Source organism: Psychrobacter sp. H27 (assembly GCF_059072655.1).
Map to the genome: position 1 here is coordinate 1,481,855 of NZ_JCACRX010000001.1, position 24,435 is coordinate 1,506,289.

The following is a 24,435-nucleotide window of genomic DNA, read 5'->3' on the forward strand; positions in this document are numbered from 1 at the left end:
TGAACGATAAATATTAAAACGAAGGATTATAACTAATACTACGAGGTAATGATTTGGTGCAGAACTGCTCTTAAGCTTGGGCGTATTATAAGGGGTACATCCTAGTATCGCAAGCCTTATCTCATCTTTCGTGTAACTGGCGCCATATTTGGTACAAATTGCAACAATTTTAGGCGTTTGGCAGACGGAATAAATATATCGCGACCCCGCTACAGACAGCGGCTACCAGCCATGCTATCCACATCATATCCGTAGGTAAGCGATAAAATAACATAGCGGTTGATGCTGCCATCATGACCGTTGCCAGACACTTGGCATATAGAGGAACGGCATGGCTCTCCTCCCAATCGCGTACAAACTTACCAAAATACTTGTGATTGATCAGCCAAAAATGAAAGCGCTTAGAACTACGCGCCCAGCACCCTGCTGCTAGTAGTATGAATGGTGCTGTCGGCATAACCGGCAATAAGATACCGATAATTCCTAAAACAAAAAATATCCAGCCGAGCGTCACAAACGTCCAACGCATCATTGGGCTTTTGGATTGATTGGTCTTTGGCCTATGATAAAACGCTTTTTTATTATTGCTCATGACAGCCGTATCGTATGGTTAGCAAGTGAGTAAAAGAACGACATCAATCAACGCGATCATCTATCAGCGCTATTGATATCAGTCCAGATGAGCATTCATCATGCCTTAGACACTATAGGCACACAAGATTACTTTTGCGTCTTTAGTTTGTCTTTTGTTTCATATACCGAGTCGTTTTCAGAAAAAACCATTAATGAGCTCACTAACCGTAAAAACCGCTCCCCATTGAATGATGAGCGGTTTTTTATGTCTAAAGAGCGATTACTTTTATAAGATCGAATGCGTCTCAATGCTTGAATATTTTTAAGTTTATATTATCTGCCCTCGTACGGGCTGATCCCTTATATTTTCCTTAATTGACACTCTGACTCACATATCTCAAAGTCCAAATTATACCGGCCTCTTAACAGCTCGATCCCTTTTCGTCTGAGGGTCGCATCATCTGTCGGCGATATGATCACTTTGGTAATGCTCTTTAGATCGATATGGACAGGAATATACGGAATAATCACGCCTGATTTTGAGCGAAACTTAATCGATTTGTCATGCTGATTAATCACCGTCAGTATCAATCTTTTCTCTTTTTCATCAGAGAATTGTGGATTCCTTATCAGCGCAAACTCTGTTAGCGCCTCAAGTATAGAAGAGAACAGTAAGTCAGCGGTCGCATTATATCTATACTCCGTACCTGTCTTTCTGAGCGCACTATGCTCCCTAATACTGCGCACATTATTGACCAGTGCTTGTTTTCTATTTAAGAACACCTCTCTTATTTTATGCTTATCAAAATACCTTTTTATACTATTGGAGTAACTATAGATAATACTATCGAACCTGTGATGCGCTTGAGAGTGTCGATTGAATTTATTGTATTTAAAACCATCTGACAGTACGTGCTCATCGAACTCTATACAGATACCGTCATTGTGTTCACAATAAGATGTCCACTGTCTCAGGTAGTCTTTGTTATGTGTAAAAGAGGTGATATAAAACTGCTGACTGAGCCCCACCAGCATCTCTAGCAGATAGTTGGTGAGCGACAACTCTGCATCAGCCTCCAGACTGTAGTGATCGGTAGATATCTCCTGCAATCTTTCGATAATTTTTTGATAGTCCTGCGACATAGACTCAAATAACTTTTCGTCTTTTAGATTTTTTCTGACGTAATCAATACCTTTTTTCATTTCTTGATAATCATTCAAAAAAAAGATATTGGTCGCCCATATGCTTGAGTCATTGACTATACCCAAAAATCCAGCGGTACTCGTATAGTGATAGACTTTACTCATAACTTAACTCATTAGGTCTCACATATAGATGACAGAGCATTTCTAGCTGTAATAGCAAAGACAGACAAACCTTATCGTTATATTCGACTTCAGTTTACTAATCATACCTTTTTTTGCCAATATTTTCGATCGCCTATCAAAGGCATAACATATAACAACTGCACAAAGCATACCAACTCATGACTCAATCCAATACCTTGCATTACCGCTCGTAGGTCGTCTATGATGAGGCAATAGCCATATGGTAATAACCATCAGTAGTAACTATTTGGTAAAAGCTATCTACAGTCGCCGTTAGCGGTACTGATTCAGTAGCGCTACTGCTTAAAAATACTGTAATACCACTCAATCTTGTCGGGGTGCTTTGCTTTTGACGTTCTAACGTCGTCAAAACCATCGCTGAGAGACACCCGTGAACCTGAAGCAGTTAGCACTGACGTAGGAAACAAGCATGACATACCTTATCGTCTATGGATAAGGTACGTAAATAAGGAACGCAGATATGCGATATGGATAAATGAGGTACCAATACCCATACGCCTATCATATGTAGATTTTGCTTTTCTTGTTTCGCCTTTCATGTTGTATTTGAACAGCATCAGTCTGATTGTTTTCTATCATTAAAAAGGAAACAACCATGCAATCGACTACTAAACTGATCCTCACTCTCGAATGGTTCTTGAACCCTGATCACTTGCCTTTTATCGCGGGTGTGATCACAGGCGCATACGAGCAAGCAGGGTTAGATATCACTATTATTGAGCCAGATGACCATTATGATGGTTTTGCTGAACTACAGAATCAAAGCATCGATCTACATGTGAATGAGCCGATTCATCTGTTTGAACATTACGCACCTAATCTGCGCGCATTGGGCTGCTTTTTTGAGACCGATGGTGGCATATTGATGCAGCAGTCCAGTATGGATAAGCTCAAGAACCATCAGCCGATTCGCATCTGTACCCCTGCTGCTGAAGAAAAAACCAATCGTATTGGCTTTGAGATATTGGCGCGTTATGCCAAGAAAAATGGCTTTACTATCAGCCGTGATAATGTGACGTTTGTGCAAAAAGACTTCTATCACATCAAAAACCTGCAAGAAGACCCAAGTCTCGATGGTGCGTGGCTGTGCTTTTATAACTTTGAGGGCGTTGAGGCAACTCATGAAGGGTTGGACTTTACGTTTATCGATCAGCATCTGTCACCTTATCCCAACTTTTCGGCGTTAGAGATTCTGACGACGGATGAGATCTATAGCGCGAAAAAAGACGCGATAGATACCTTTATCGACGTGACCAACCAAATGACAGAGCTGTGTAAAAACGAGCCAGCCACCGCTCACCGCATGTATTACGACTATAGCAAAACCGAAGCAGATGCGCTGATGGGTGCCATCATTGATAATACGCTGGGCAGATTGATCACGCCAATCACACCTGATGCAAATAAGTGGGAAGAACTGCGCGAGATGCTAGCCGAGATCGATATTGTGACGTTGACTGATGAGCAGTATCAATCGCTGTGGGCGCTATAGAGATTTTAGAAGTTAAGTTATTTTGAATAATAAAAAACCGCCATAGTTTTGCTGTGGCGGTTTTTTTATTGTTTTAAATAAGAGCGAAGTTAAACTAATACTAAGCAGCTGATGTCCATCTCTATCGGGCTTTGACGAGTGAACTTAAGCGTGATGGGTGCGGTATCGTCAATAGCAAGGTTGCTTAGAGGCGCGCGTTGTCCGACGGTGAGATGGTTCATGGTGTTCCTTAACGTTAACGTATTATTCCTTTAAAGATAATAAGCTAATTATTGGCAGTAAAAAATTGCTCTCAAAGAAGACTGGAATAACTTTTAATCAATCTATAGCATTAGTTAAAAGCTCAAATATAGCTGGCTTTTATATTTTCGATAAAATCTCTCAAACCTTTTGGCTCTTCTGTATAAGCTGTAAAATCACATATGAAATCTTCTTCTTTAATCTGCTTCTTAAATTTTAACTTAGTATTTATTCTGTCACTTTTTTTATGAAAAGTACTTTTAGCTAAAGACAACACCCTATGAGCGATGAAAACTAACTCTTTTCCTCTGTATGAATCCAAAGAAGTGACTCTACTGAAATACTCTTTAGAATCTAAAATGTTATTTTCCACATAGCCTATTTCTGCTTGACTCAAATATTCTAAGTCAAAAATATTTTTGAAATTAGGTATAATTAACTCATTATTATCATTAATTAAATTTTTATCTTGGACTAATTTAGGTAATATATCTTTAAAAGACTTAAATTCAATTTCTGACTCACCAGTTACTATTGCTCTAAGACATATCATATAGTCTTCCAAGAGTAACAATAGATTGTCTCTTTCGCTTAGAATAAAGTTCCTAACTTTAATAAAGTCTGAATCTTCAGATATCTCACCAGTCTCACTATCTCTTTCTTTCTCTAACTTAGTTAAGGACTCTAATATATTACAAAAGAAATCGTCGGTTATGTAAAAATTTTCTATACTGTATTTATTCAAGTAAAAAACTCTAGAATCTTCTAATTTATTTTGCAAATTTAGACCGAAATCAGAATCTAAAAATATTATAAATATACTACCTGAGTAATAGTTACTTTCATTTATAACATTTAAAAATTCAATAGCTTTATCTATACCGCCACTTATAATTTTCTCTAGACTCATTTCTAGTAAAGGCCTTACTTTAGGTTCATAAAAACTATAATCTTCATCACCTTCTACAATACAGGGAATCAACTCTTTCTTTTTATAAGCTTTACTCTTCGAGATATCCATAAACTTGCTTAATAATACAGAAGTATCTTCAAGCTCAGATAACATAGCTTCCACCATACTCATAGACTAGGCTCCAATTTTTTCTTCAATATCTACTGTATACTTCTGCAATCTATTTGAAAAAATAAATGGAGAATGTGTTGAAGCTATTAAAAAACCGCAATTTTTTAAATTATAAATATCTTCTAAAATCATTTTTTGCCACTTAATAGATATTGATATTTCAGGCTCATCAAAAATTACAGCTATATTTTTATCATCAGTCAAAATCAACCTTGCGAAAATAGATATTATTTGTTTTTCTCCAGAGCTAAGTAAGCTAAAATCTATCTCTTCGTTATCTATACCTTTCAGTACTTTTAACTTTACCTTTATTTCATCATATTGGATTTTTTTGTTTTTAAGATACTTATTACAAACCTTAGAAAAGTCTTTTAATTTATTATCATTCTTGTTTTGCTCTTTGTATAGCTTAAGCATGTTATTCAAAAAATATACAAGAGTCTCATTCTCATCAATTTTTCCACTTTCAATCAATTTAAATATTTTCTCTTTACTTGCACTATTGAGATGTCTTTCATCAATCCTATTTAGTGTTTTTTTTATTTGCTCTTCATTACTTTTATCAAATATTATTATTTCGTCTTCGATATTTATTATTTCATTTATTATTTCACCATTGACTTTAGATACCCAGTTAATTGAAGACTGAATAATTTCGTTTGTAATTTTCTTAATAGCAGTCTTTACGTCATCCATTCCAAAATTTATATTATCATCCTCTACTTCTTCTAGCCCGAAATACTCAGAATTCTGTTCAATTCTTCGATATGTAGGAAGGAATAATGTTTGAAAATTTAGTTGGTCTTTAGCTCTGGTAATCTTATTTTTGATTTCTTCATATTTATCAAAAATACTTTCTATAGAATCTTTTGATTCCGACTCATTAACTAAGCTAGTTATCACTTCATCATGATAGTGATCTGAATCTACATCCAAATATTTACTAATTTTTTGATTATAAAAATGTTTAATAATTTTAGAACTTTTTGAGTTAAAAGAAATAGTGGTCTTATGATTACTTATATTACTGAATTCTTCATAGATTCTAAGTTCTATCCTACTAATACTTATAGAACTAGGTTTATTCGTTTTAGTATCCGTAAAATATAACCCAACTTCTGAAAAATTTACATCTTTTAAGTGTTTCATGTTACCACTTAAAATAGAATACACTATATTGAGTACACTAGTTTTACCAAACCCGTTATCTCCAACTATGATTAAACAATTATCATATATATCTACATTTAAGTCTTTATCGCCATGTAATTTTTTAATGACTAATTTTCCTATAGGTGTTGTTTGAAAATTCACCTCCTCTTTAGATATATCGAACTCATTATTTCTCATAATCATTACCTTTGCGTAGACTATTATTATAGATATTTATTAAAAAAACTAATAGAATTAATATTAAATTACAGGAATATTAAAGCTAATATCAAAGTGCAGATATAATTAGAACATAGTAAGAAAACTGCAAAATCGCAAGCAAGCTATTTTAAATTTTCATAATAATATCTTTAACTTTTTTACTTTTCATGGTAATGCACAATATAAGTTTCAAGTAGATAATCCATTAACCTACCCTAAAAACTTTTCAATTAATCATCACCCCAATGAGTCTCGTTCGGCATCGTCATCTCACCTTGTAAAAACCCAAGTTTGCGTTTTTACTTAACGGATTGAGTATTAACTTCTGTTTCATTCTCTACAGGAGGAAACACGATAACAAAAACCTGAACAGAGGTAGACACAGGTTAAGTATCTAGCCACTTGACCCATATTTCCTCTATCAATGATAGGTTCTTGCGCGAGGGACGAGCGCCGAGCTGAGTGATTAAAGAACAACGCCCCATGCATCGCATATTTGCCCATTTTTAAAGGACTCCGATGCTGAGGCCATGCTTTTTAAGCTTTTGCTTTTCTTATAATGCTTTTAACTGCTCCATCTGCGCCGTCGTCGCGGTCAACTGCCCTTCTAGCTCAGCCAGTTTCGCTTTCTCAGCATCGACCACTTCCGCAGGTGCTTTACTGACAAAGCCTTCGTTACCTAGCTTACGCGCGATGCCGTCGGCTTGCTTTTGTAGCTTTTCATGCGCTTTGCCCAGACGTGCTAGCTCAGCCGTAGGATCGATTAGCCCTTTCATCGGTACGAGTACCCGTAGCTGACCGACCATACTTGATGACGATAGCGGCACATCATCGCCTTCTTTGACGATGGTTAGGCTCTCGACTTTAGCAAGCGCTTTGAACTGGTTTTTGATACGTGATAGACGCGCTTCTTCATCGCTAGAGACGTTTTGTAGTAGCACTGGCAAACGTACCGCATTGCCCAATTTCATCTCACCACGGATGTTACGGACGCTCGCGATTAGCTCCTGTAGCCACGCCATATCCGCTTCAGTTTGCTCGCTGATTTGGCTGTCATCGGTCTGTGGATAGTCAGCGACCACGATGCTGTCGGTGTTTTTACGACCCAGTAGTGGCGCGATGGTCTGCCAGATTTGCTCAGTCAGATACGGCATGATTGGATGGGTGAAACGTAGCGCCGTCTCTAGTACGTGCAGTAGCACATAGCGGATTTGCGCTTTACGCTCGTCAGATACTGAGTCATCATTTAGACTGGCTTTGGCAAGCTCAACGTACCAATCACAGTATTCGTTCCAGATGAACTCATAGATATCTTGGCTGACCATATCGAGACGATACTGAGCGAAATGCTGATGGATATCGGCAACGGTAGAGTTCAGACGACTCATGATCCACTTTTCTGGTAATTCCCACACGTCAGGGTTCGCCGTTTGGTCGATAGGCTTGGCATTGCTGTCACCATCGACACAGTTCATGAGTACAAAACGGCTGGCGTTCCAGATTTTATTACAGAAGTTGCGATAGCCTTCGACACGCTTAAGGTCAAAGTTGATATCGCGACCAGTACTAGCAAGCGAGGTAAAGGTAAAGCGTAGTGCATCCGTACCATAAGCTGGGATACCCTCTGGGAACTCTTTACGCGTTTGCTTCTCGATCTTGGCCGCGTCTTTTGGATTCATCATGTTGCTGGTGCGTTTTTCTACCAGCGCTTCTAGCTCAATACCATCGATTAGGTCAATCGGATCTAAGACGTTACCTTTCGATTTTGACATTTTCTGACCATTGCCATCACGTACCAGACCATGCACATATACGGTCTTAAACGGTACTTGCGGCGTACCGTCTTCGTTTTTCACAAAGTGCATGGTCATCATGATCATGCGCGCAACCCAAAAGAAGATAATGTCAAAACCTGTCACGAGCACGCTGGTCGGATGGAAAGTGTCCATCACGCGTGGATCGGCGTTGACGTCTGCCCAGTCAAGCGTACTGAACGTCCATAGACCTGAGCTGAACCATGTATCGAGCACGTCATCATCTTGGCGCAGTTTTACATCGTCGCTTAGGTTGTATTTAGTACGCACTTCCGCCTCATCACGGGCGACATAAATCTCACCTGTCGCATCGTCATACCATGCGGGGATACGATGACCCCACCACAGCTGACGACTGATGCACCAGTCCTGCAGATCAGTCATCCACGCCATATACATGTTTTTGTACTGTGCAGGGACGAACTCAATACTGCCGTCTTCTACTGCATCAATCGCAGGCTTAGCCAGCTCTTTAACAGCGACATACCACTGATCGGTCAACCATGGCTCAACGATCGTACCGCCACGCTCAGCACGTGGTGCTTTTAGCGCGTAGTCCTCGATATCTTCTAGCCAGCCTTGCTCGCCTGCTTGCTCTACAAGGAATTTACGCGCGGCAAAACGCTCAAGTCCTGCGTATTCGCTCGGTGTGGTCTCTAATTCTGGCTCACGCGTTTGCAAGTCAGGATAGACTTCCATCGCTGGTAGGATATTGGCGCGCTCATCAAGGATGTTAATCAATGGCAAACTATGGCGACGACCCAATTCATAATCGTTAAAGTCATGCGCTGGAGTGATTTTGACACAACCCGTACCAAAGTCTTTTTCGACATAATCATCAGCGACGATAGGCACGACGCGACCCGTAATCGGCAAAGTAATAGTTTTGCCAACCAAATGCACGTAACGCTCATCGCTAGGATTGACCGCAACAGCAGTATCACCGAGCAAAGTCTCAGGACGTGTGGTGGCTACGACCAGATAGTTTTTACCATCTTGAGTGGTCAGCTCTGTATCCGTGAAATGATAGCGAAAATGCCATAAGCTACCTTTTTCATCATGGTTTTCGACTTCGAGGTCAGACAGCGCAGTTTGGAACTTAGGATCCCAGTTCACCAGACGCTTACCACGATAAATAAGTCCATCGTCAAACAGGCGAACGAACACTTCTTTTACTGCGTTAGATAGACCATCATCCATGGTAAAACGCTCACGCGACCAATCAACCGAGCTACCTAGACGACGAATTTGGCTGGTGATATTGCCGCCCGACTCTTCTTTCCATTCCCATACTTTATCGATGAAATCTGCACGGGTCATGTCACGGCGCTTGATACCTTGCGCTTCCAGACGACGCTCAACAACCATCTGGGTGGCGATACCCGCATGATCTGTACCTGGTTGCCACAGCGTATTGTCACCATCCATGCGGTGATAGCGGGTGAGCGCATCCATGATGGCGTTGTTAAAACCATGACCCATGTGCAGCGAGCCTGTGACGTTTGGTGGTGGCAGCGCGATAGAAAACGACTCGTCTTTGTCAAACGTCGGCTGAAAATAGCCGCTCTCTTCCCAGCCTTGATACATACCTGCTTCGACTTGTGCAGGATTATAGGCATTTTCTAGTTGGCTTAGCGCCGCTTGGATAGATTGCGTGAGGGTCTGGTTACTCATAATAGGGTGATCTTATTGTTGGTAATGAATGTGGTCAAACTGAGATGGCACAGAATGCTATAAAAACAGAGAAAGTTATTGATAGTGTGATTTTAACGCAGATAGGCAGATTTTGTTAGATGGTAAGGCAATTTATAGGACGTGAACCGCATTTATTCCTCAATTAACAACCCCAGTCAGCCAAACGCGCAACAGAATATCTTACCCTCATACGATAAAATATGAATGGTAGCTGTATTTGAGCATACTAAAATTTAAAACTACCAAGCCTGAAACGTACTAAAACACTATATAACCAACAGTGAGCTGACCGTGCCCCAAGATACCGAGCAACCCTCTAACTCTCAAAGCAACTTGCCAAACGATAATGCTCTGCATACGAGTACCACAAGTCACGTAAATTCAGATGACGATGCGCTGAATGGCAGTCACAAAAATAACAGTATGGAGCACAGTCATACCCTACAGCACAGCCACGCCGTAGAAGACATTCACGCCGGCTCTCATATAGACAGCTCTGATGTGGACAGCCATCACTCAGATAACCACATAAAAGCCACAGAAGAACTGGATAATGATGACTTGCCAGAAGAAATCAGCGAAGAAGATAAAGAAACCATCAAAAAAGTCGCCAGTGATGACAATCTAAGCCAAGCAAAAAGCTACGCCAGTATCTTGGTAGAGCAAGTCATCCATGCCAAAGAAACCTTTCAGCGCTCACTTGGGTCGTTATTTACCAGTGCCTTTACCGCTGGGCTCGAGATTGGTATCAGTTTTTTTGTGATTTTATCCGCGTTTGCACTACTAAATGACGTATTGCCCAGTCGCTATGCGATGGTATTGTCGTCCCTACTCTATCCGATTGGCTTTATTATTGTGGTGATCGGTCAGTCGTTATTATTTACTGAACAAACATCCCTACTCAGTCTGCCTGTACTCAATAAAATCGAACCACTGCATAAATTGCTCAGGCTGTGGGGCATCGTTATTGCTGGTAATATCGTGGGCGGTTGTATATTTGCAGCCCTTATGATTGGTCTAGGTCTACACATGCACCTGTTTACAGATCATGCTATTGACGCCTATGCCGAGCATATTTTGGGGTTTGAGTGGTGGGTTATCTTTGGCAGTGCAGTGCTGGCAGGCTGGATGATGGGCGTCGCTGCATGGCTAGTGACTTCTGCCCGTGACACTCTGAGCCGTATCGTCTTGGTCACCCTCATCACTGGTAGTATTGGGTTCTTGGGATTGCACCATAGTATCGTGGGCAACATCGAGGTATTTTCAGCACTGCTATATGGCAATACCGTCAGCCTCTGGCACTATTTGGTATTTTTAGTCGTGGTACTGGTGGGCAATACGGTGGGTGGCGTGGTATTCGTTGCCGTACTCAAAAACCGTACGTTCTTATTTGAAATCGAAAAGGTCAAAGAGCAAACTGCCGAGGCGAGAGCAAAAATAGACAGACGAAGATTTTAGATTTGAGATAAAAAGAGGTACTACACACAAAAGCCCGCAACGCACTTCCTTATACGAAGCGTATTGCGGGCTTTTTTATTGCATCATACATTACTACTTTTTTGCCAAGTACTGTCTCAACTGGCGCAATCATACATTATTACGGTTATCTTAATATTTTAAGCACCTTACATTCTACGTGCTGCCAATACACTGTTTTCTATCTCGGTTTTTTTGGCTTTATTGTGCTGAGCTGTGAATACTCTGACCATGATACCAGCGGTCAAGAACATAATTAGCGTGTAGATAGCTGGCGTCAACGACATCTTATAGTTAGCGAGCAGCGTCAATGCCATAAACATCGATAGCGTACTGTTTTGTAGACCGACTTCCATGGTGATTGATCTTCTCTGTTCAGGATTGAGACCAAACCATTTACTCGTATAATACCCAAGTGCCATCGTTGATACGTTTAATATGAGCGATACAGGACCAGTAGCAATTAGGGCCTCTACAATGATGTCTCGTTGCACATAGCTCAAGAAAAGCACCAAGAAGCTCAAAAAGATCACCCCAAAACGGGATACCATAACCTGTGCTCTATCAGCAAAGTTAGGCTTATATTTTTTGATCAGCATCCCGATACTAACCGGCAAGATAGTCAGCGCAATCAGACTAATCATGGTCTTGGCGACTGGCAGTTGAAACTCGCTGCCCGCTCCCATGAAGTAGACGAGCGAAAAGCTAAGTACGATAGGAATGGTAAATACAGTAATGACGCTGGCAATAGCGGTCATTGTAACCGACAGGGCGACATCGCCTTTGGCAAGGTAAGTGAATAGGTTTGATGTGGTGCCACCAGGACACAGTACCAGCAACATAACCCCAACCGCATACTCAGGCTCTAATGACATAGACGCCGCTAAAGCAAAACCAACCAGTGGTAAAAATATAAGCTGATTGGTGAGACCTATACCGACGGCCTTGGGGTACTTGACGACTCGTTTAAAGTCATTGGTAACTAGGGACAGTCCCATTCCCATCATAATTAAAAAAATACTGATAGGAATAACTTTTGAATTTACAAACGTGACTAACTCCACACCTTCCATAACTACATCCTTGTAGATAGAGCCCTTACACGGGCAAGTTTATGACAACGTTGTGATGCTCAATCAGCCAATCCTGCTGATATCTGGGGTAACAGCCATCGATGTTGTCAGCTCTTTATATAATCTTGATTCACACAACTGTGTGCTTAGAACGACAATTTTTTGATGATACTCATCTTTTACGGTATTAATTCTTTATGGTACTGGTCTTTTACGGTATTGGTTTTTATAGTACGAGTACTTGTAATACTGATTCTTGTAGTACTAATTTTTGGCAATAACGATTTTTAGTCCATACGAACCGAAATAATAACGGAACGGCAAAATTCAGTATATCGTTGTAAAAGTGTATGTATTTGATTTTTTTGACTACTCGTCAGTCAACTATCAGTTTATATGTCTGAGACTGAGGTAAAAACGATCTAGACGGGTATCACGTGAGGTGTAGCAGATGTATGGTCAGTACTGATTACCGCTGTACCATAGGCTATGGCTTCTACCATACTGCCCAATTGGTTGACATTGGTGACTTCTAAGCGCAAACCATAGATATGTGTGTAGCCTTTGGCTTTTGCTTGGGTGCGCATACGGACGATCGCCTCACGGCGCGCGCGATCTAATAATGTCTCGTAGGTAGTTAGGTTTTTGCCAAAGACACTCAGTACACGGGCGATAATCATTTTAAAATAATCTTGCGCGATGACAACACTACCCAGTACCAGCTCACCCTCACTACCAGTCGCCAGCAGAGGACGATAGAAGCGTTCACTTGAGACGGTAATATCACCCAATGCTTGCTCTGCTACTCTTAGCTGCGCTAAATGCTGACGCTCGTGACGCGAGCCAAAAAACCAACCAGCAGCGAATAGAAAGACAAACGGCCCATAATTGATAAGCACTTGCATCAGTGAGTCATTCATGGCACGTCTCTCATCATAAACAGCACTACAGCTTTTAGCATTATATAATTAACCGAAATGAATTAATCAAACAAAATTAACCAAAGGGATTGAAACGCGGTAAATCATCGGGCGCGGTTGGGGTTTGAGGATTCATATGTTGAGCTGAGTGATGGTGGCTATCACTTGGCGGGTTTTGGAATTGTTGCTGCGGTACCGCTTTGACAGCCGTACCATAGACAAACAGCTCTGAGGCACCCTGTGCGATACTAGAAGTTGAAAAGCGTAGTCCTACAATCGCATCAGCACCCAGCGCCTCTGCCTTGACTATCATACGATCTATCGCCTCTTGACGTGACTCTTCTAACAGCTCGGTATAAGCCGTCAGCTCACCACCGACGATGTTTTTTAGTCCAGCAAACAAGTCTTTGCCTACATGCTTTGAGCGTACTGTGCTGCCGTATACCACATCTATGCGCTCGGTGATTTGATAATTGGGCAGGTGTTCAAGATTGGAGAGTTGCACAGCCATAACAAGACCTTATCAGTGACTTATAACGTATCTAAGAAAATGACCAAAATACATGGGGCAGCTTTAATATAAGTAAAGAGACTATGCTATTGTACTAGTGCGTGCCACTATATGCCGCTAGTAGTACCACACAGTGGTATAGTCTCCTAGAGTAACGACTAGTCATTGGTATGGAACAATAAGAACAGCTCGGTCAAATTACCCTCGATGCTATTAGCCATTTGTACCATCTTATCTTCATCTTTACGCATTTCAGACAGCTCTGGATCTTCATCATCGATGCCGCTTAGTACGATCATTGGCAAGGTCAGTACAGCAACGTCTTCTGCTGTCTCTTCGTCTTCGAACCAATCGCTCGCCTCATCGCCATACATCGCATCGACAAAACCAATCGACCAAGCCACGATATCCGACTCATCTGAAAAATCAACTGCTACCTCTTCGTCACCAGCATCTTCACCAAATGGTAACTCAATCGGCGTCTCGTTTTTTAGCTCAGCCATGATCGAGTCACGCCAGCGTTTGATGCCATCGATGACATTGTCTGGAATCTCACTCACATGTCCTTCAAAAAGCGCATCCATCCAGTTAGGCAGTGGACGACCGATGACAGTCGCTGTCAAAAAGCCATGCGCCGCGACACTATCGAGCACGAACTGGCTCTCTTGGTTATCCAAATAATCTAGTAATTCATCAAAACTTAGTTGGTTACTCATGGTTTGGTAGTCCTTGAAAGATAGGTGTCATCAACCGCAGCAATTGATCCGTTGTATGCAAGATGGTGGATGGTCTGAAAACAAAAGCTGCTTGAATCACTAAAACCAAGCAGCCTTTATGAAGTATGTATCATCAGATAGAAACGACTGCGAGCAACTGTAAATAACAACAAACAGCGAGTACTCTATATCAACAATTGAATAGTAATGTGTCGGTCGATCATTAAAGCACTTTAGTCAGCTTAGACGATCAAAGCATACAAATTAAAAGTCATCATCGTCCCAGTCATCGCCGTCTTCATCGAAATTGTCTATATCATCTAGATCGTCTTTTAATTCTTTAGCCAAACGCTTTTCTTCTAGCAAATTATCGATCAGTCGACGCTTCTCTAAACTACTCAAGCGCGTACGTACGCTCGTCTCAGCTTCTTCAACCATCTTTGCATCATCATCGTCGACAAAATCATCATCAAAATCGTCGTCAATATCAGCGTCACTCATGACAAACTCCTATCATTTTTAGGCAAGGGTATTAAATATACATTAATATATATATGCCTTATAAAGTCTCTGTTGAATGTTGTCAATGCTTTTTCTTAATATGTCACATTTCGGCCTCAGTGCCAAGACCGTGATATAGGTAATATAGCGGACAATTGTAATATAAATAATGCCTCTACATAGATGACTCATCGTCGTCTTCAATCATCAGCACCGCATTACGCACGTCTGCCAATCGCTGAATCAGGGAATCATTACCACCATCGAATATCGCACATTCTCGCTCATAAACTGTCGTTGGGCGCATGATGCTATGTACTTGTACATGATTGCTGATCTGTTTGAGACCTGCATTAGGTAATAGTATCAACAGCTGCTCTTTTTTGCCGATACTCTGTAGCAGATGTGTCATTGCTTCTGCTTGCGCCTCATCGCTGACACCTGCTTTTGCTGGTAAGGCAAAACGTGACAGCTCAATGTGCTTATCGTGAATGATTTTGTTAAGCATCAAGTACAATTTGGCGAGCATCACACCAGCCAGCGCCACTTTTGCATGGCTATTGTCCGCCTTTAATACCACGCTTGCGCCATCGTCCTCGAAACGTGCCTCATTGGTCGCACTGACGCCCAGCAATAGTGGCTGTTTGAGTAGCTCGGTCACTGCCTGATTGAGCAGTTGCGTACACAGCGCCAGATAAGGTAGGCGCTGAGCTGGTGCTAAACGCTCCAGCATATTGAACTCATCATGAAAGACGATTTGGACTCGTACGCTATCAACGTTTCGCGTCGCAGACAGTTTAGCTGTATGACTACTGGGCTGATCGTCGCTCGTCGCTGCTGCGCCAACGACACTATCCTCAGTCGTGGCGGTCAAGCTGCTCGCTTCGTCATTGACGCCTTGATTTTGCTGTGTTCTGAGATATTCGTTGACTTCGTTATGTACATTGAACGTACGTGTGTTCGTTGTGTCTTCGGTCAGCGCTTGTTCGGGAGCGGCGCTAGATGCTTTACTATTAGTGTCTGTGCGGCGCTCAAGATCACGATTGTAGCCTCGCTGGTCGACCTGATTATATTGCTCGCGGTACAGCTCTTGAATACTGCGACTTAGTGCGCTGATTTGCTCCTTGGTAGGGCGTGCAAGATAACCATAAATTAACCATAACAATAAATGCAGTAGCATTGTGCCGATCACGAACGGCCATTGCATGGTAATGATTTCGCCCTTACTGACATCTTTTAGGGTCAGTGCGACGCTACCAATCACCGCGTCACCGTTGGTTGCGATTTGGCGAATCGTATCCCCTTGTTGCATCGGCGCGTTACCTACTGGCACTAGGATCTCGTCGGTGTTGTCTTTGATAAGTATTCGCGTCACATCTTGCTCGCTGGTATAGCGATTAGCAATAACGCTAAGACTGACTCGGTCTTTGTTTTCTAAAGACAGTCTTGCTTCATCAATCAGCTGGGCGACCATCTGCTCGCCTTTTAACGCACGACTTTTGCTCAGCTGTTGGTCGGTACTGATGACCAACAACAGCGTCTGCAAACAAAAACTAACCAGAAGAATAATGGCAAACAACCCTTGCCGCGGCGCTAAATACGTCATGATATGGTAAACTTTTTTGGAGAAAAGAAATTAAAAAACGAGGCTATTGCTCATTTTTTGGCTATTTTTTAGAAAATGTTGATGCGGGCATACTGATGCAACTTCACTGAGGTTTATCAGCACATAGGCTCTGATGTCTTTGGCTTAGCGTTACTACCTATTGCTCAGTTTGTCTTGTCTACTATATCACCATAACAAACCTTATAGCGTGAGTCGCTTTATAAATTTATCATAATAACAGCAATGCATTTCTATCGCGTCTTACATCATAAGATCTGTTTTTGAGCATCATTTCTGTTTTTAAACATCATTGTTACTTTGCGCGTCATCTATAGGCGCTGCTCAGGAAAACTGTTATTATTCCCAATCTTATATGAGCATACAAGGGACAAATGAGCCATGCCAAAAAATACCTCTTATTCGTTACCAAAAGACAGCAAAGCATGGCAGCAAGCCGTCGACTCTATTGCGACATTATTGCCTGATGATACCAATCTGCAAGATTTTGATGCGCTACAATCGCTACCTGTTTTTGCACTTATCGTCGTACTACCGACGCAAGTGTCAGCAATCGATATTCATCAATATATTCAGTCTTGGGTAGATGAACAGCCAAGCTGGCATTTGGTGACTGTCGCAGAAGATACTGATGCCAGTTTTGTCAATATCACAGTATCTGATACGGAGCCGACGGCGGCAGATGCACAGCGCCTCCCTTTTACCAATGCTCAAGTGTACCGCTATTTGCTAGTACCCGTGACTGATACCCTGATGCATCCTGGCAAAAAGACTGCCGCCGCCCACATCATCGATGATCAGCTAACCACTCGCCTGCGTCATGATTTGTCTGAACAATACAACACTGGTATTGCAGATAGTGCTGTCGACCTAAACGTTGTCGATTGTCATATTTTGTCTGTCGGTCATATGCTGCGCACCCATAAGCTTGCTTGCTTTGACATGGATTCGACTTTGATTGAACAAGAAGTCATCGTAGAACTGGCAAAAACGGCTGGTATTGGTGAAGAGGTCGAAGCCATCACTGAAGCTGCGATGCGCGGCGAGATTGATTTTGATGAGTCATTTGCTCAGCGTGTGGCGTTGCTAAAAGGCACCTCTACTGAGGTACTTGATGATATTTGTAACCGCTTAACATTATCAGTTGGTGCACGTACCACCATCAGTGCGCTAAAAGCATTGGGCTATCATACGGTGCTGGTCTCAGGCGGTTTCACTTATTTTGCCCGCTATATCGCTGAGCAGCTGGGTATCGATGAAGTCCATGCTAACGCCTTGGATATTGAAGACAATGAAGTAACTGGTCATGTGCAGTTTCCTATTGTTAATGGTGCCAAAAAAGCCGCTATCGTCGAGCATACTGCTGAACGCTTGGGCATCAAGATGTCACAAGTGGTCTGTATCGGAGATGGTGCTAATGACCTGCCGATGATGGCGCTTGCTGATCTAGGGGTTGCCTATCATGCTAAGCCAATCGTGCAAGCACGTGCAGATGCCGCTATTAATGTGACTGGTCTTGAGGGTACGCTTTATGCACTCGGCTATCCAGCGCTTGCGCCTACTGAGTAATCACTAAACATTCTAGAGTACCTGCTAAGCTGGATTGATGTTTTTTTCATTGATCCAGCTTTTATGCGTTAGTGCATGCCTTATGAGATGGTTTTACTTCGATGGTTTAATATTCTAGTAGTACCCACCACTTATATTTTTCATTGCTTATTAGTCATTCATGCTTAGATGACACTTACTCTCAAACCATACTCACTTCCAAAAAATAAAGGACTGTTCATGACGGCACCACAATCTCCACGGCCAAACCAGCCGTCAGCAGCGCAGCTACTTGATACCAGCACGGCTCCTGTACGCAACGACAACCCAAAACAACTTTTGGGGGTTTATCTCAAAGGAATGGCTATGGGAGCCGCTGATATCGTACCTGGTGTTTCTGGTGGTACCATTGCACTGATTGCCGGCATCTATGAGCGCTTGATTAATGCGCTTAGTAGCATTGGTCCCAATCTATGGCAGATATTTCGCCAAGAAGGCGGCATCAAAGGATTCGCTGCGATTTGGCGCCACGTTGATGCGACATTTTTGTTGTGCTTACTACTTGGTATTGTCACAAGTTTTGCTACGCTAGCTGGTATCATCAAGCATCTACTGGACAACCAACCGCTCCTCATTTGGTCGTTCTTTTTTGGGTTAGTTGTCGCGACCGTATTTATCTTATTGAGTGAAATCAAGCACTGGAACATAGGCCGTGTGGCATTGTTTACTATTGGATTAATTACTGCTGTGGGCGTTAGTAGCCTGCCACTACTCGCAGCCACACCCAGTCTGCCCTATTTGTTTTTTGCAGGGGCAATCGCTATTTGTGCCATGATCCTGCCAGGTATATCAGGGTCTTTTATTTTGCTACTGTTAGGTGCTTACGATGCGGTACTAGAAGCAGTCGACACGATGAATCTAAGCGTCATCCTAACTGTCGTCGCAGGTATGGCGACTGGATTGTTGTTATTTACTCGCGCATTAAAGTGGTTATTGTCCCGCTACTATCAAGCAACATTGGCACTGCTGACAGGGTTTATCGCAGGCTCTCTAGTAAAAGTCTGGCCGTGGAAAGTAGATGTTTCGGGTGCGCTTAACAGCGAGGCAATCAATAACGTCATGCCATGGCAATATCCTACTGGTCCACACTGGGTCACCACAATTGGTCTTATGCTGATCGGCGCTGTTTTGGTGTCCTTACTATCGTGGTGGGGCAATCGTACCAATCGAGTCTAAGCGTTTGGCAGACTGTCAATTCTAAAACTGACAATCATATTAGCGAACTTACCAGCTAACAGATGACATCCCAAGCAAGCAAAACCATTTCCGTATCACTCAAAATGAGCGCCAGTCCTCACGGCGCTTAGCCTAAAACCTAGCCATCAAATATCTTAAAAACAAACTAAAAAAATCAAACGTCAACGGTTGTCGCAAAGTCGCCTATACCCTCTTTAGCTTTGTCCGATAACCTTTCATAATAGCTTCATTGGAGTTCACCTTATGAATAGCGAGATGAATGATGGTAATGACGGTTTTTTCTTTTATTGGTGTAGAGGCATGGAGTAGCACAGCTTGGCTGGGCTATGGCTTGCTGGTAGGGATGATTGTGGCACTCGCCTTATCATCACAGCGTTGGCTTTTATGGTATCTGTTTGGCGGGATGGTTTATTGGCTGAGCGTTGAGGTTATCCAGAATATCTTGGCAGGTCGCTCGATGTTATCTGCACTGTCAGAATGGCACAGCTATGTCATTGCTATGGGTATCAGCTGGTTGCCTTTGGCAGGTTGGGTGTTGTATCGAGCATTGCGTTACGACGATGTGAGCCAGTCAGTGAGTCAGCAGCGCGAGCTGGAAGCGGCACGTTATGTTGAGCATACACCTGTTTACGATGATGATTACCATCCACGCTTTCACTAATCCTGTCTTATATATGCCGCTGTCTCATTCATAATACTGACATCGAATGTTACAAGATACTTAACGCACTCTACTTAACTCCTAAAGAGTTCAAAGCATCTGATAGTTTATAATCTAATTATATATTTATTATAAAAACTGGTATAAAGTACGTTTTATTTTTATGCCCCATCCTTTAGGAGTTCCACTATGTTTACTATTCCTGTATTAGATATCAAATCTGACCCATTAGATGCATTGCTCGCAGTCGTTGGCTACCGTCTATCTATGCTAGCTGATAGCGACAACGAAGATGTCAAAGCATTGTTTGCTGATCGCAACGTCACCATTGAGTTTGCCAGTACCGAATCTGATATCGCTCGTTCTTTTAGCTTTGATAACGGACAGTTTAGTCAACAAAGTGGTCATGCAAAAGACGCAGATCTTACCATCACTTTTAAAGACTCTATGACTGGTGTAAAGCTATTGACCAAAGGCAGCTTACCTGCGTTTATGACAGCTGTTCAAGAAGGCAATCTGAGCATTGAAGGTGACTACAGCTTAATGATGTGGTTCAATAAACTGGCTAAACATATCGTGCCAGCCGTACCAGAAGAGTGCAAACCATACCTCCAAAAAGCCAAGCCTTATGTTTATAAAGCACAGCAGCTTGCTGGACATTGGGTTGGGGTTGCTAAGCATAAATTGGGTAAATAAATAATCGTAAGTCAGGTCAAATAAATCAGAGATTTAGTATTGAGCTGGTTACATAAACGGCTAATGTATTAGATCATAGTAAGTAGTAAAAAGTTTGTCATGCAGTTGAGCAGAATATAAATCCTTACTATTTATGTGCGCTACTGTGACATTTATACATACTCTCTAGCAGGGTTCTGATTTTCTAAAAAGGTTGCGGTATACTATACTGCAACCTTTTTTGTTACCTTATAAATGACAACAGATAACAATATTGATTTTACCCAATACTAACTAATATCTATAAAAGGACTTACCTTATGGCAGGACTGCTTAGCATCTCTGAACCAAACGCCGATAGCCTAATTGATGACGGCGCAATCGAGGATAGCCTAATCAATGATAGTACTTCGACAATATATAGCCGTGACGATATCGCTCAGTTGTTTGACCTTCCGTTAATGGATTTGCTGCTACAAGCGCAAACTATTCATAGAGAGCATTTCAAAGCCAATGAAGTACAAATCAGTACACTACTGTCTATTAAGACGGGTAACTGTCCTGAAGATTGTGGCTATTGTTCTCAATCGGGTCACCACCGCGACACGACAAAGCTACAAGCAGAAAAACGCATAGAAGTGGACAAGGTCATCGCTGCAGCAAAACGTGCTAAAGCAGCTGGCTCCTCACGCTTCTGTATGGGTGCGGCTTGGAAGCATCCAAGCGCCAAAGATATGCCTTATGTGGTAGAGCTCGTTAAGGAAGTCAAAGCATTGGGGCTTGAGACCTGTATGACGCTAGGTATGCTCGATACCAATCAAGCAACGCAGCTCGCCGATGCAGGACTGGACTATTACAATCATAACTTAGATACTTCGCGTAGCTATTATGAGCAGGTGGTCAGCACACGTAGCTATGACGAGCGTTTGGATACGATAGAAAACGTGCGCAACTCTGGCATCAATGTCTGTAGTGGCAACATCGTTGGCATGGGCGAGAGCCGTGATGACCGTATTGATTGGGTTCACGAGCTACTCAAGATGCCAAAAGCACCTGAATCTATTCCTGTGAACTTGTTGGTTCCTATTGCTGGGACACCAATTGGTGATAAAGTGTTGGCGGAAGGTCAATTGTCAGTACTTGAGTGGATTCGTACCATTGCTGTGGCGCGTATTTGCTGTCCAACCAGTTACGTGCGTTTGTCTGCTGGTCGTGAGAGTCTATCAGACTCTGAGCAAGCCCTAGCCTTTATGGCAGGTGCCAACTCTTTCTTTTATGGCGACAAGTTACTGACGACTGGTAATGCAAGTCAATCAGGCGACGATAGACTCATGCGTGAGCTTGGTCTAACCAAGCAGTTTGCCGCCCCAAGAGCACCTAAAGTGTTACCTGTAATGGATGCAATGAACGGTCATCAAACCCAAGTGGTATTGGCTGACTAATGTGGCCATGTGCAGTTGCTATGCATTAACAACATGCATCAGTAACCTGCATCCATAATCTGCATTTGACGTATCAACAGTTAGCCCTAACAGACAGTATATGAAAATAAGCCTAGGGCGTTTCCCTATTTTAAAAATGGAGATAGAAATAAGATAAATCGCAGGCAAACAAGGAAAATGGTACAGACAATATCGAGATATTGACCAGCTATTTGACGCCGTTTGTCAAAGATTTAACCATTTTTAGCCCATTTAGTGATAAAAGTTTGAATTAGGGACACGCCCTAGTAACACATGGCTAATAACAAGAGATTAAGTAATGGCAGATTATTTCAACTGGATCAAGGCGGCACATATTATTTCGATGGTCTGCTGGTTTGCGGCGATTTTCTACTTGCCGCGCCTGTTTGTTTATCATGCAATGAGTGATGATACCATTAGCCAAGAGCGCTTTTCTATTATGGAGCGCAAGCTATATCGCGGTATTATGACACCATCGATGATCGCGACATGGGTATTCGGTCTATGGATGTTGGGGCTGGGCTGGGATGTCTACAAAACCCAAGGCTGGTTACATGTCAAATTGCTATTAGTAGTGCTGCTGTCAGGCTATCATGGCGCTTGTGGGTTTTATCGTAAGAAGCTGATTGATAATCCGCATTATAAAACTCATAAATTCTGGCGCTGGTTCAATGAAGTACCTGTCTTTGCCTTAGTGATTATCGTGATTTTGGTCGTGGTAAAACCGTTTTAGGTTCAGAAGAACCATTTAACCTGTAAAACAAAAGCGTCCGTAACTTCAATGAGTTGCGGACGCTTTTTTATTCAATTATAGAACATGTTGTCAAACTGGAAATATCAAACACTAAACACTAGGGCGCATAATTTGATAAACATTGCTTAAATCATAAACACGGTAGCGCGCAGGCTCACGGCGATTTTCGCCAGCATAGCTCAGTATTAATGCTTGCTTGGCACGCTCATCGACCCAACCGACGAACAGTCCACTATGCTCGACGCCATTGTAACCATGATTGATATAATAGAGCCAGTCGCCTGCTTCAATCTCACTGCTACTAGCATAGGGCCCTTGCGCATAAGTGCCTTTGTGTATGGTATCACGCGATACCCCTGCCCGATTAAATACAGCATTTAAATAGTCCCAGCAGCCACCTTGAATAATCGTGCGCTCGTTAAGTGCCATTTTGCGGGCCGTACTCACTACCTCACGCGCAGCCCTACTGCTTTGCGTTTCAGCACTACTTAGTAGCGGCAAATACTCGTTATCGACGTTGTCATAATTCCCTGATAAAAACGCAGGCAATATTTGAGGCGCCTGACGCTGCATCTCAGGGTACTGATAAGTAGAACTCGTAGCGTAGTTGTTATTGTATGTTGGCAATACTTCGGTAGAGCGTCGAGGTAAGCTTGCACGTTGAATGGTAGAGTGTGTACTTACTTTGACAGCAGGGACTGCTGGATAGGATGATGTATAGCGTGTATGGGTATCAGACTGAACTGACTTTTGCGCAATAAGTGCACTCATACTATCTGCATGGGCTTGTCCGGTGATACTACAGGTAAATAACAACAAACTGCACGACGCTGCGACTGACGGTATAGACAAACGCGACATGACTAACTCCTGGTCAAGAAAGTATCAATGACAGTATAAGTAATAGTAGGATTAATGTTTATACGCTTACTTATAAACCATTTAGATAGGCGTCTGCAAGCACTATTCGCTTTAGATGGGCGATAGACGGTGCAAATATAATGATGGATGGCACTATTGGAGAGGCGCGCAGAGTAGAATTTAAAATGACATTTGGGTTAGGAATTTAGATGATACGAAGATAATAGCTGTGATTTCGCACCGTATGAGAGTGAGCGATCATATCAGTTACTTTTCATTTTGATATTTACGTGACGTTTGGTCAGCGCCTGCCCTTCTAATATAGCTTTCGTTGCTTTTACTTCTTGAATACTTTCAAAACCTGCAATATGGTATTTACGGACGTCACTATCATCAACAATCTGTAGGGTGTCACCATTTATCACGATTTTATCATTATCAGTGAGATGGATATGCTCACGCTTGCCTAAATTGTCATGAACCAGCTCACCAGCGCGCACCCACAATGTACCACTGCTGATCACACCGCTCATGGCTTTCTTATGCTGCTGGCGTTTTTTGTTAAATACAAAGCTACCGATGATAAGTAGTGCCAGCGCACCAATCGCCAATCGTTCAGACAGTAGACTCATTGCCATAGCCACCGCGACCGCGCCTATCAGTAGTGCAGACCCAAACCAGAACATACCATTGTCAGCAGTACTTGGCTGACCCTGTAAGGTGATTTTGGCGCCATCGTCAGTCAGCTTAAGCATGCATTTTTACCTATTAAT

At 42.3% G+C, this 24,435-nt stretch carries 22 protein-coding genes; 8 read left to right on the forward strand and 14 right to left on the reverse strand.

Annotation, left to right across the window (positions count from 1 at the left end):
* Positions 1-169: 169 nt before the first annotated feature.
* Together AC5JPY_RS05945 and AC5JPY_RS05950 are read right to left on the reverse strand one after the other, a co-directional pair.
* On the reverse strand, positions 170-592 hold the full coding sequence (locus tag AC5JPY_RS05945) for a YbaN family protein (protein WP_443525616.1): 423 nt from the start codon (positions 590-592) through the stop codon (positions 170-172).
* 341 nt (positions 593-933) lie between these two features.
* Positions 934-1,881 (reverse strand): DUF2971 domain-containing protein, encoded by a 948-nt coding sequence (locus AC5JPY_RS05950; RefSeq protein WP_443525615.1) that lies wholly within the window; start codon positions 1,879-1,881, stop codon positions 934-936.
* Positions 1,882-2,518: 637 nt separating this feature from the next.
* Here AC5JPY_RS05950 and AC5JPY_RS05955 point away from each other — a divergent pair.
* On the forward strand, positions 2,519-3,415 hold the full coding sequence (locus tag AC5JPY_RS05955) for an ABC transporter substrate-binding protein (protein WP_443525614.1): 897 nt from the start codon (positions 2,519-2,521) through the stop codon (positions 3,413-3,415).
* Positions 3,416-3,504: 89 nt separating this feature from the next.
* Here AC5JPY_RS05955 and AC5JPY_RS05960 read toward each other — a convergent pair whose 3' ends face one another.
* From AC5JPY_RS05960 to AC5JPY_RS05975, 4 genes are all read right to left on the reverse strand, one after another.
* Entirely contained in the window at positions 3,505-3,636 is a 132-nt protein-coding gene (locus AC5JPY_RS05960; protein WP_265088134.1) for a hypothetical protein, read from the reverse strand.
* A 122-nt stretch (positions 3,637-3,758) separates the two neighbouring features.
* Positions 3,759-4,739 carry a DUF4435 domain-containing protein gene (locus AC5JPY_RS05965; RefSeq protein ID WP_443525613.1) on the reverse strand — a complete coding sequence of 327 codons (981 nt, stop codon included), beginning with the start codon at positions 4,737-4,739 and terminating at the stop codon, positions 3,759-3,761.
* 3 nt (positions 4,740-4,742) lie between these two features.
* Complete coding sequence (locus AC5JPY_RS05970) at positions 4,743-6,089, reverse strand: AAA family ATPase (RefSeq protein ID WP_443525612.1); 1,347 nt, start codon at positions 6,087-6,089, stop codon at positions 4,743-4,745.
* A gap of 578 nt (positions 6,090-6,667) precedes the next feature.
* Positions 6,668-9,601 carry a valine--tRNA ligase gene (locus AC5JPY_RS05975; protein WP_443525611.1) on the reverse strand — a complete coding sequence of 978 codons (2,934 nt, stop codon included), beginning with the start codon at positions 9,599-9,601 and terminating at the stop codon, positions 6,668-6,670.
* Positions 9,602-9,913: 312 nt separating this feature from the next.
* Between AC5JPY_RS05975 and AC5JPY_RS05980 the strand changes: the two genes are divergently transcribed.
* Entirely contained in the window at positions 9,914-11,080 is a 1,167-nt protein-coding gene (locus AC5JPY_RS05980; protein ID WP_443525610.1) for a formate/nitrite transporter family protein, read from the forward strand.
* A 167-nt stretch (positions 11,081-11,247) separates the two neighbouring features.
* Here AC5JPY_RS05980 and AC5JPY_RS05985 read toward each other — a convergent pair whose 3' ends face one another.
* The 6 genes from AC5JPY_RS05985 to AC5JPY_RS06010 all read right to left on the reverse strand — a co-directional run bounded on the left by AC5JPY_RS05985 (position 11,248) and on the right by AC5JPY_RS06010 (position 16,425).
* Positions 11,248-12,171, reverse strand: coding sequence for a bile acid:sodium symporter family protein (locus tag AC5JPY_RS05985; protein ID WP_443525609.1), 924 nt, complete (start codon positions 12,169-12,171; stop codon positions 11,248-11,250).
* A 422-nt stretch (positions 12,172-12,593) separates the two neighbouring features.
* Positions 12,594-13,091, reverse strand: coding sequence for a YbjQ family protein (locus AC5JPY_RS05990; protein ID WP_443525608.1), 498 nt, complete (start codon positions 13,089-13,091; stop codon positions 12,594-12,596).
* 76 nt (positions 13,092-13,167) lie between these two features.
* Positions 13,168-13,602: a YbjQ family protein gene (locus tag AC5JPY_RS05995; protein WP_443525607.1), complete on the reverse strand. Its 435-nt coding sequence runs from the start codon at positions 13,600-13,602 to the stop codon at positions 13,168-13,170.
* 158 nt (positions 13,603-13,760) lie between these two features.
* Complete coding sequence (locus AC5JPY_RS06000) at positions 13,761-14,318, reverse strand: YecA/YgfB family protein (protein WP_319050953.1); 558 nt, start codon at positions 14,316-14,318, stop codon at positions 13,761-13,763.
* 264 nt (positions 14,319-14,582) lie between these two features.
* The gene (locus AC5JPY_RS06005) at positions 14,583-14,819 is read right to left on the reverse strand and encodes a PA3496 family putative envelope integrity protein (protein ID WP_057761656.1); all 237 of its coding nucleotides are present in this window, start codon (positions 14,817-14,819) and stop codon (positions 14,583-14,585) included.
* Between the two features lie 175 nt (positions 14,820-14,994).
* Positions 14,995-16,425, reverse strand: a complete 1,431-nt coding sequence (locus AC5JPY_RS06010) for a hypothetical protein (protein ID WP_443525605.1) — start codon at positions 16,423-16,425, stop codon at positions 14,995-14,997.
* Positions 16,426-16,824: 399 nt separating this feature from the next.
* Between AC5JPY_RS06010 and serB the strand changes: the two genes are divergently transcribed.
* The 6 genes from serB to hemJ all read left to right on the forward strand — a co-directional run bounded on the left by serB (position 16,825) and on the right by hemJ (position 22,780).
* Positions 16,825-18,012 carry a phosphoserine phosphatase SerB gene (gene serB, locus AC5JPY_RS06015; protein WP_443525604.1) on the forward strand — a complete coding sequence of 396 codons (1,188 nt, stop codon included), beginning with the start codon at positions 16,825-16,827 and terminating at the stop codon, positions 18,010-18,012.
* 219 nt (positions 18,013-18,231) lie between these two features.
* Positions 18,232-19,227 (forward strand): DUF368 domain-containing protein, encoded by a 996-nt coding sequence (locus AC5JPY_RS06020; RefSeq protein ID WP_443525603.1) that lies wholly within the window; start codon positions 18,232-18,234, stop codon positions 19,225-19,227.
* 289 nt (positions 19,228-19,516) lie between these two features.
* The gene (aciT, locus tag AC5JPY_RS06025; protein WP_443525601.1) at positions 19,517-19,909 is read left to right on the forward strand and encodes an AciT family ciprofloxacin tolerance protein; all 393 of its coding nucleotides are present in this window, start codon (positions 19,517-19,519) and stop codon (positions 19,907-19,909) included.
* Positions 19,910-20,098: 189 nt separating this feature from the next.
* Complete coding sequence (locus tag AC5JPY_RS06030; RefSeq protein WP_443525599.1) at positions 20,099-20,605, forward strand: SCP2 sterol-binding domain-containing protein; 507 nt, start codon at positions 20,099-20,101, stop codon at positions 20,603-20,605.
* Positions 20,606-20,904: 299 nt separating this feature from the next.
* Positions 20,905-22,026 carry a biotin synthase BioB gene (gene bioB / locus AC5JPY_RS06035; RefSeq protein WP_443525597.1) on the forward strand — a complete coding sequence of 374 codons (1,122 nt, stop codon included), beginning with the start codon at positions 20,905-20,907 and terminating at the stop codon, positions 22,024-22,026.
* Between the two features lie 319 nt (positions 22,027-22,345).
* The gene (hemJ, locus tag AC5JPY_RS06040; RefSeq protein ID WP_319050960.1) at positions 22,346-22,780 is read left to right on the forward strand and encodes a protoporphyrinogen oxidase HemJ; all 435 of its coding nucleotides are present in this window, start codon (positions 22,346-22,348) and stop codon (positions 22,778-22,780) included.
* 111 nt (positions 22,781-22,891) lie between these two features.
* On the opposite strand, the gene AC5JPY_RS06045 is transcribed toward hemJ, so the two are convergent.
* Entirely contained in the window at positions 22,892-23,662 is a 771-nt protein-coding gene (locus tag AC5JPY_RS06045) for a hypothetical protein (RefSeq protein WP_443525595.1), read from the reverse strand.
* Between the two features lie 263 nt (positions 23,663-23,925).
* Positions 23,926-24,417, reverse strand: coding sequence for a hypothetical protein (locus tag AC5JPY_RS06050; RefSeq protein WP_443525594.1), 492 nt, complete (start codon positions 24,415-24,417; stop codon positions 23,926-23,928).
* Positions 24,418-24,435 lie beyond the last annotated feature (18 nt).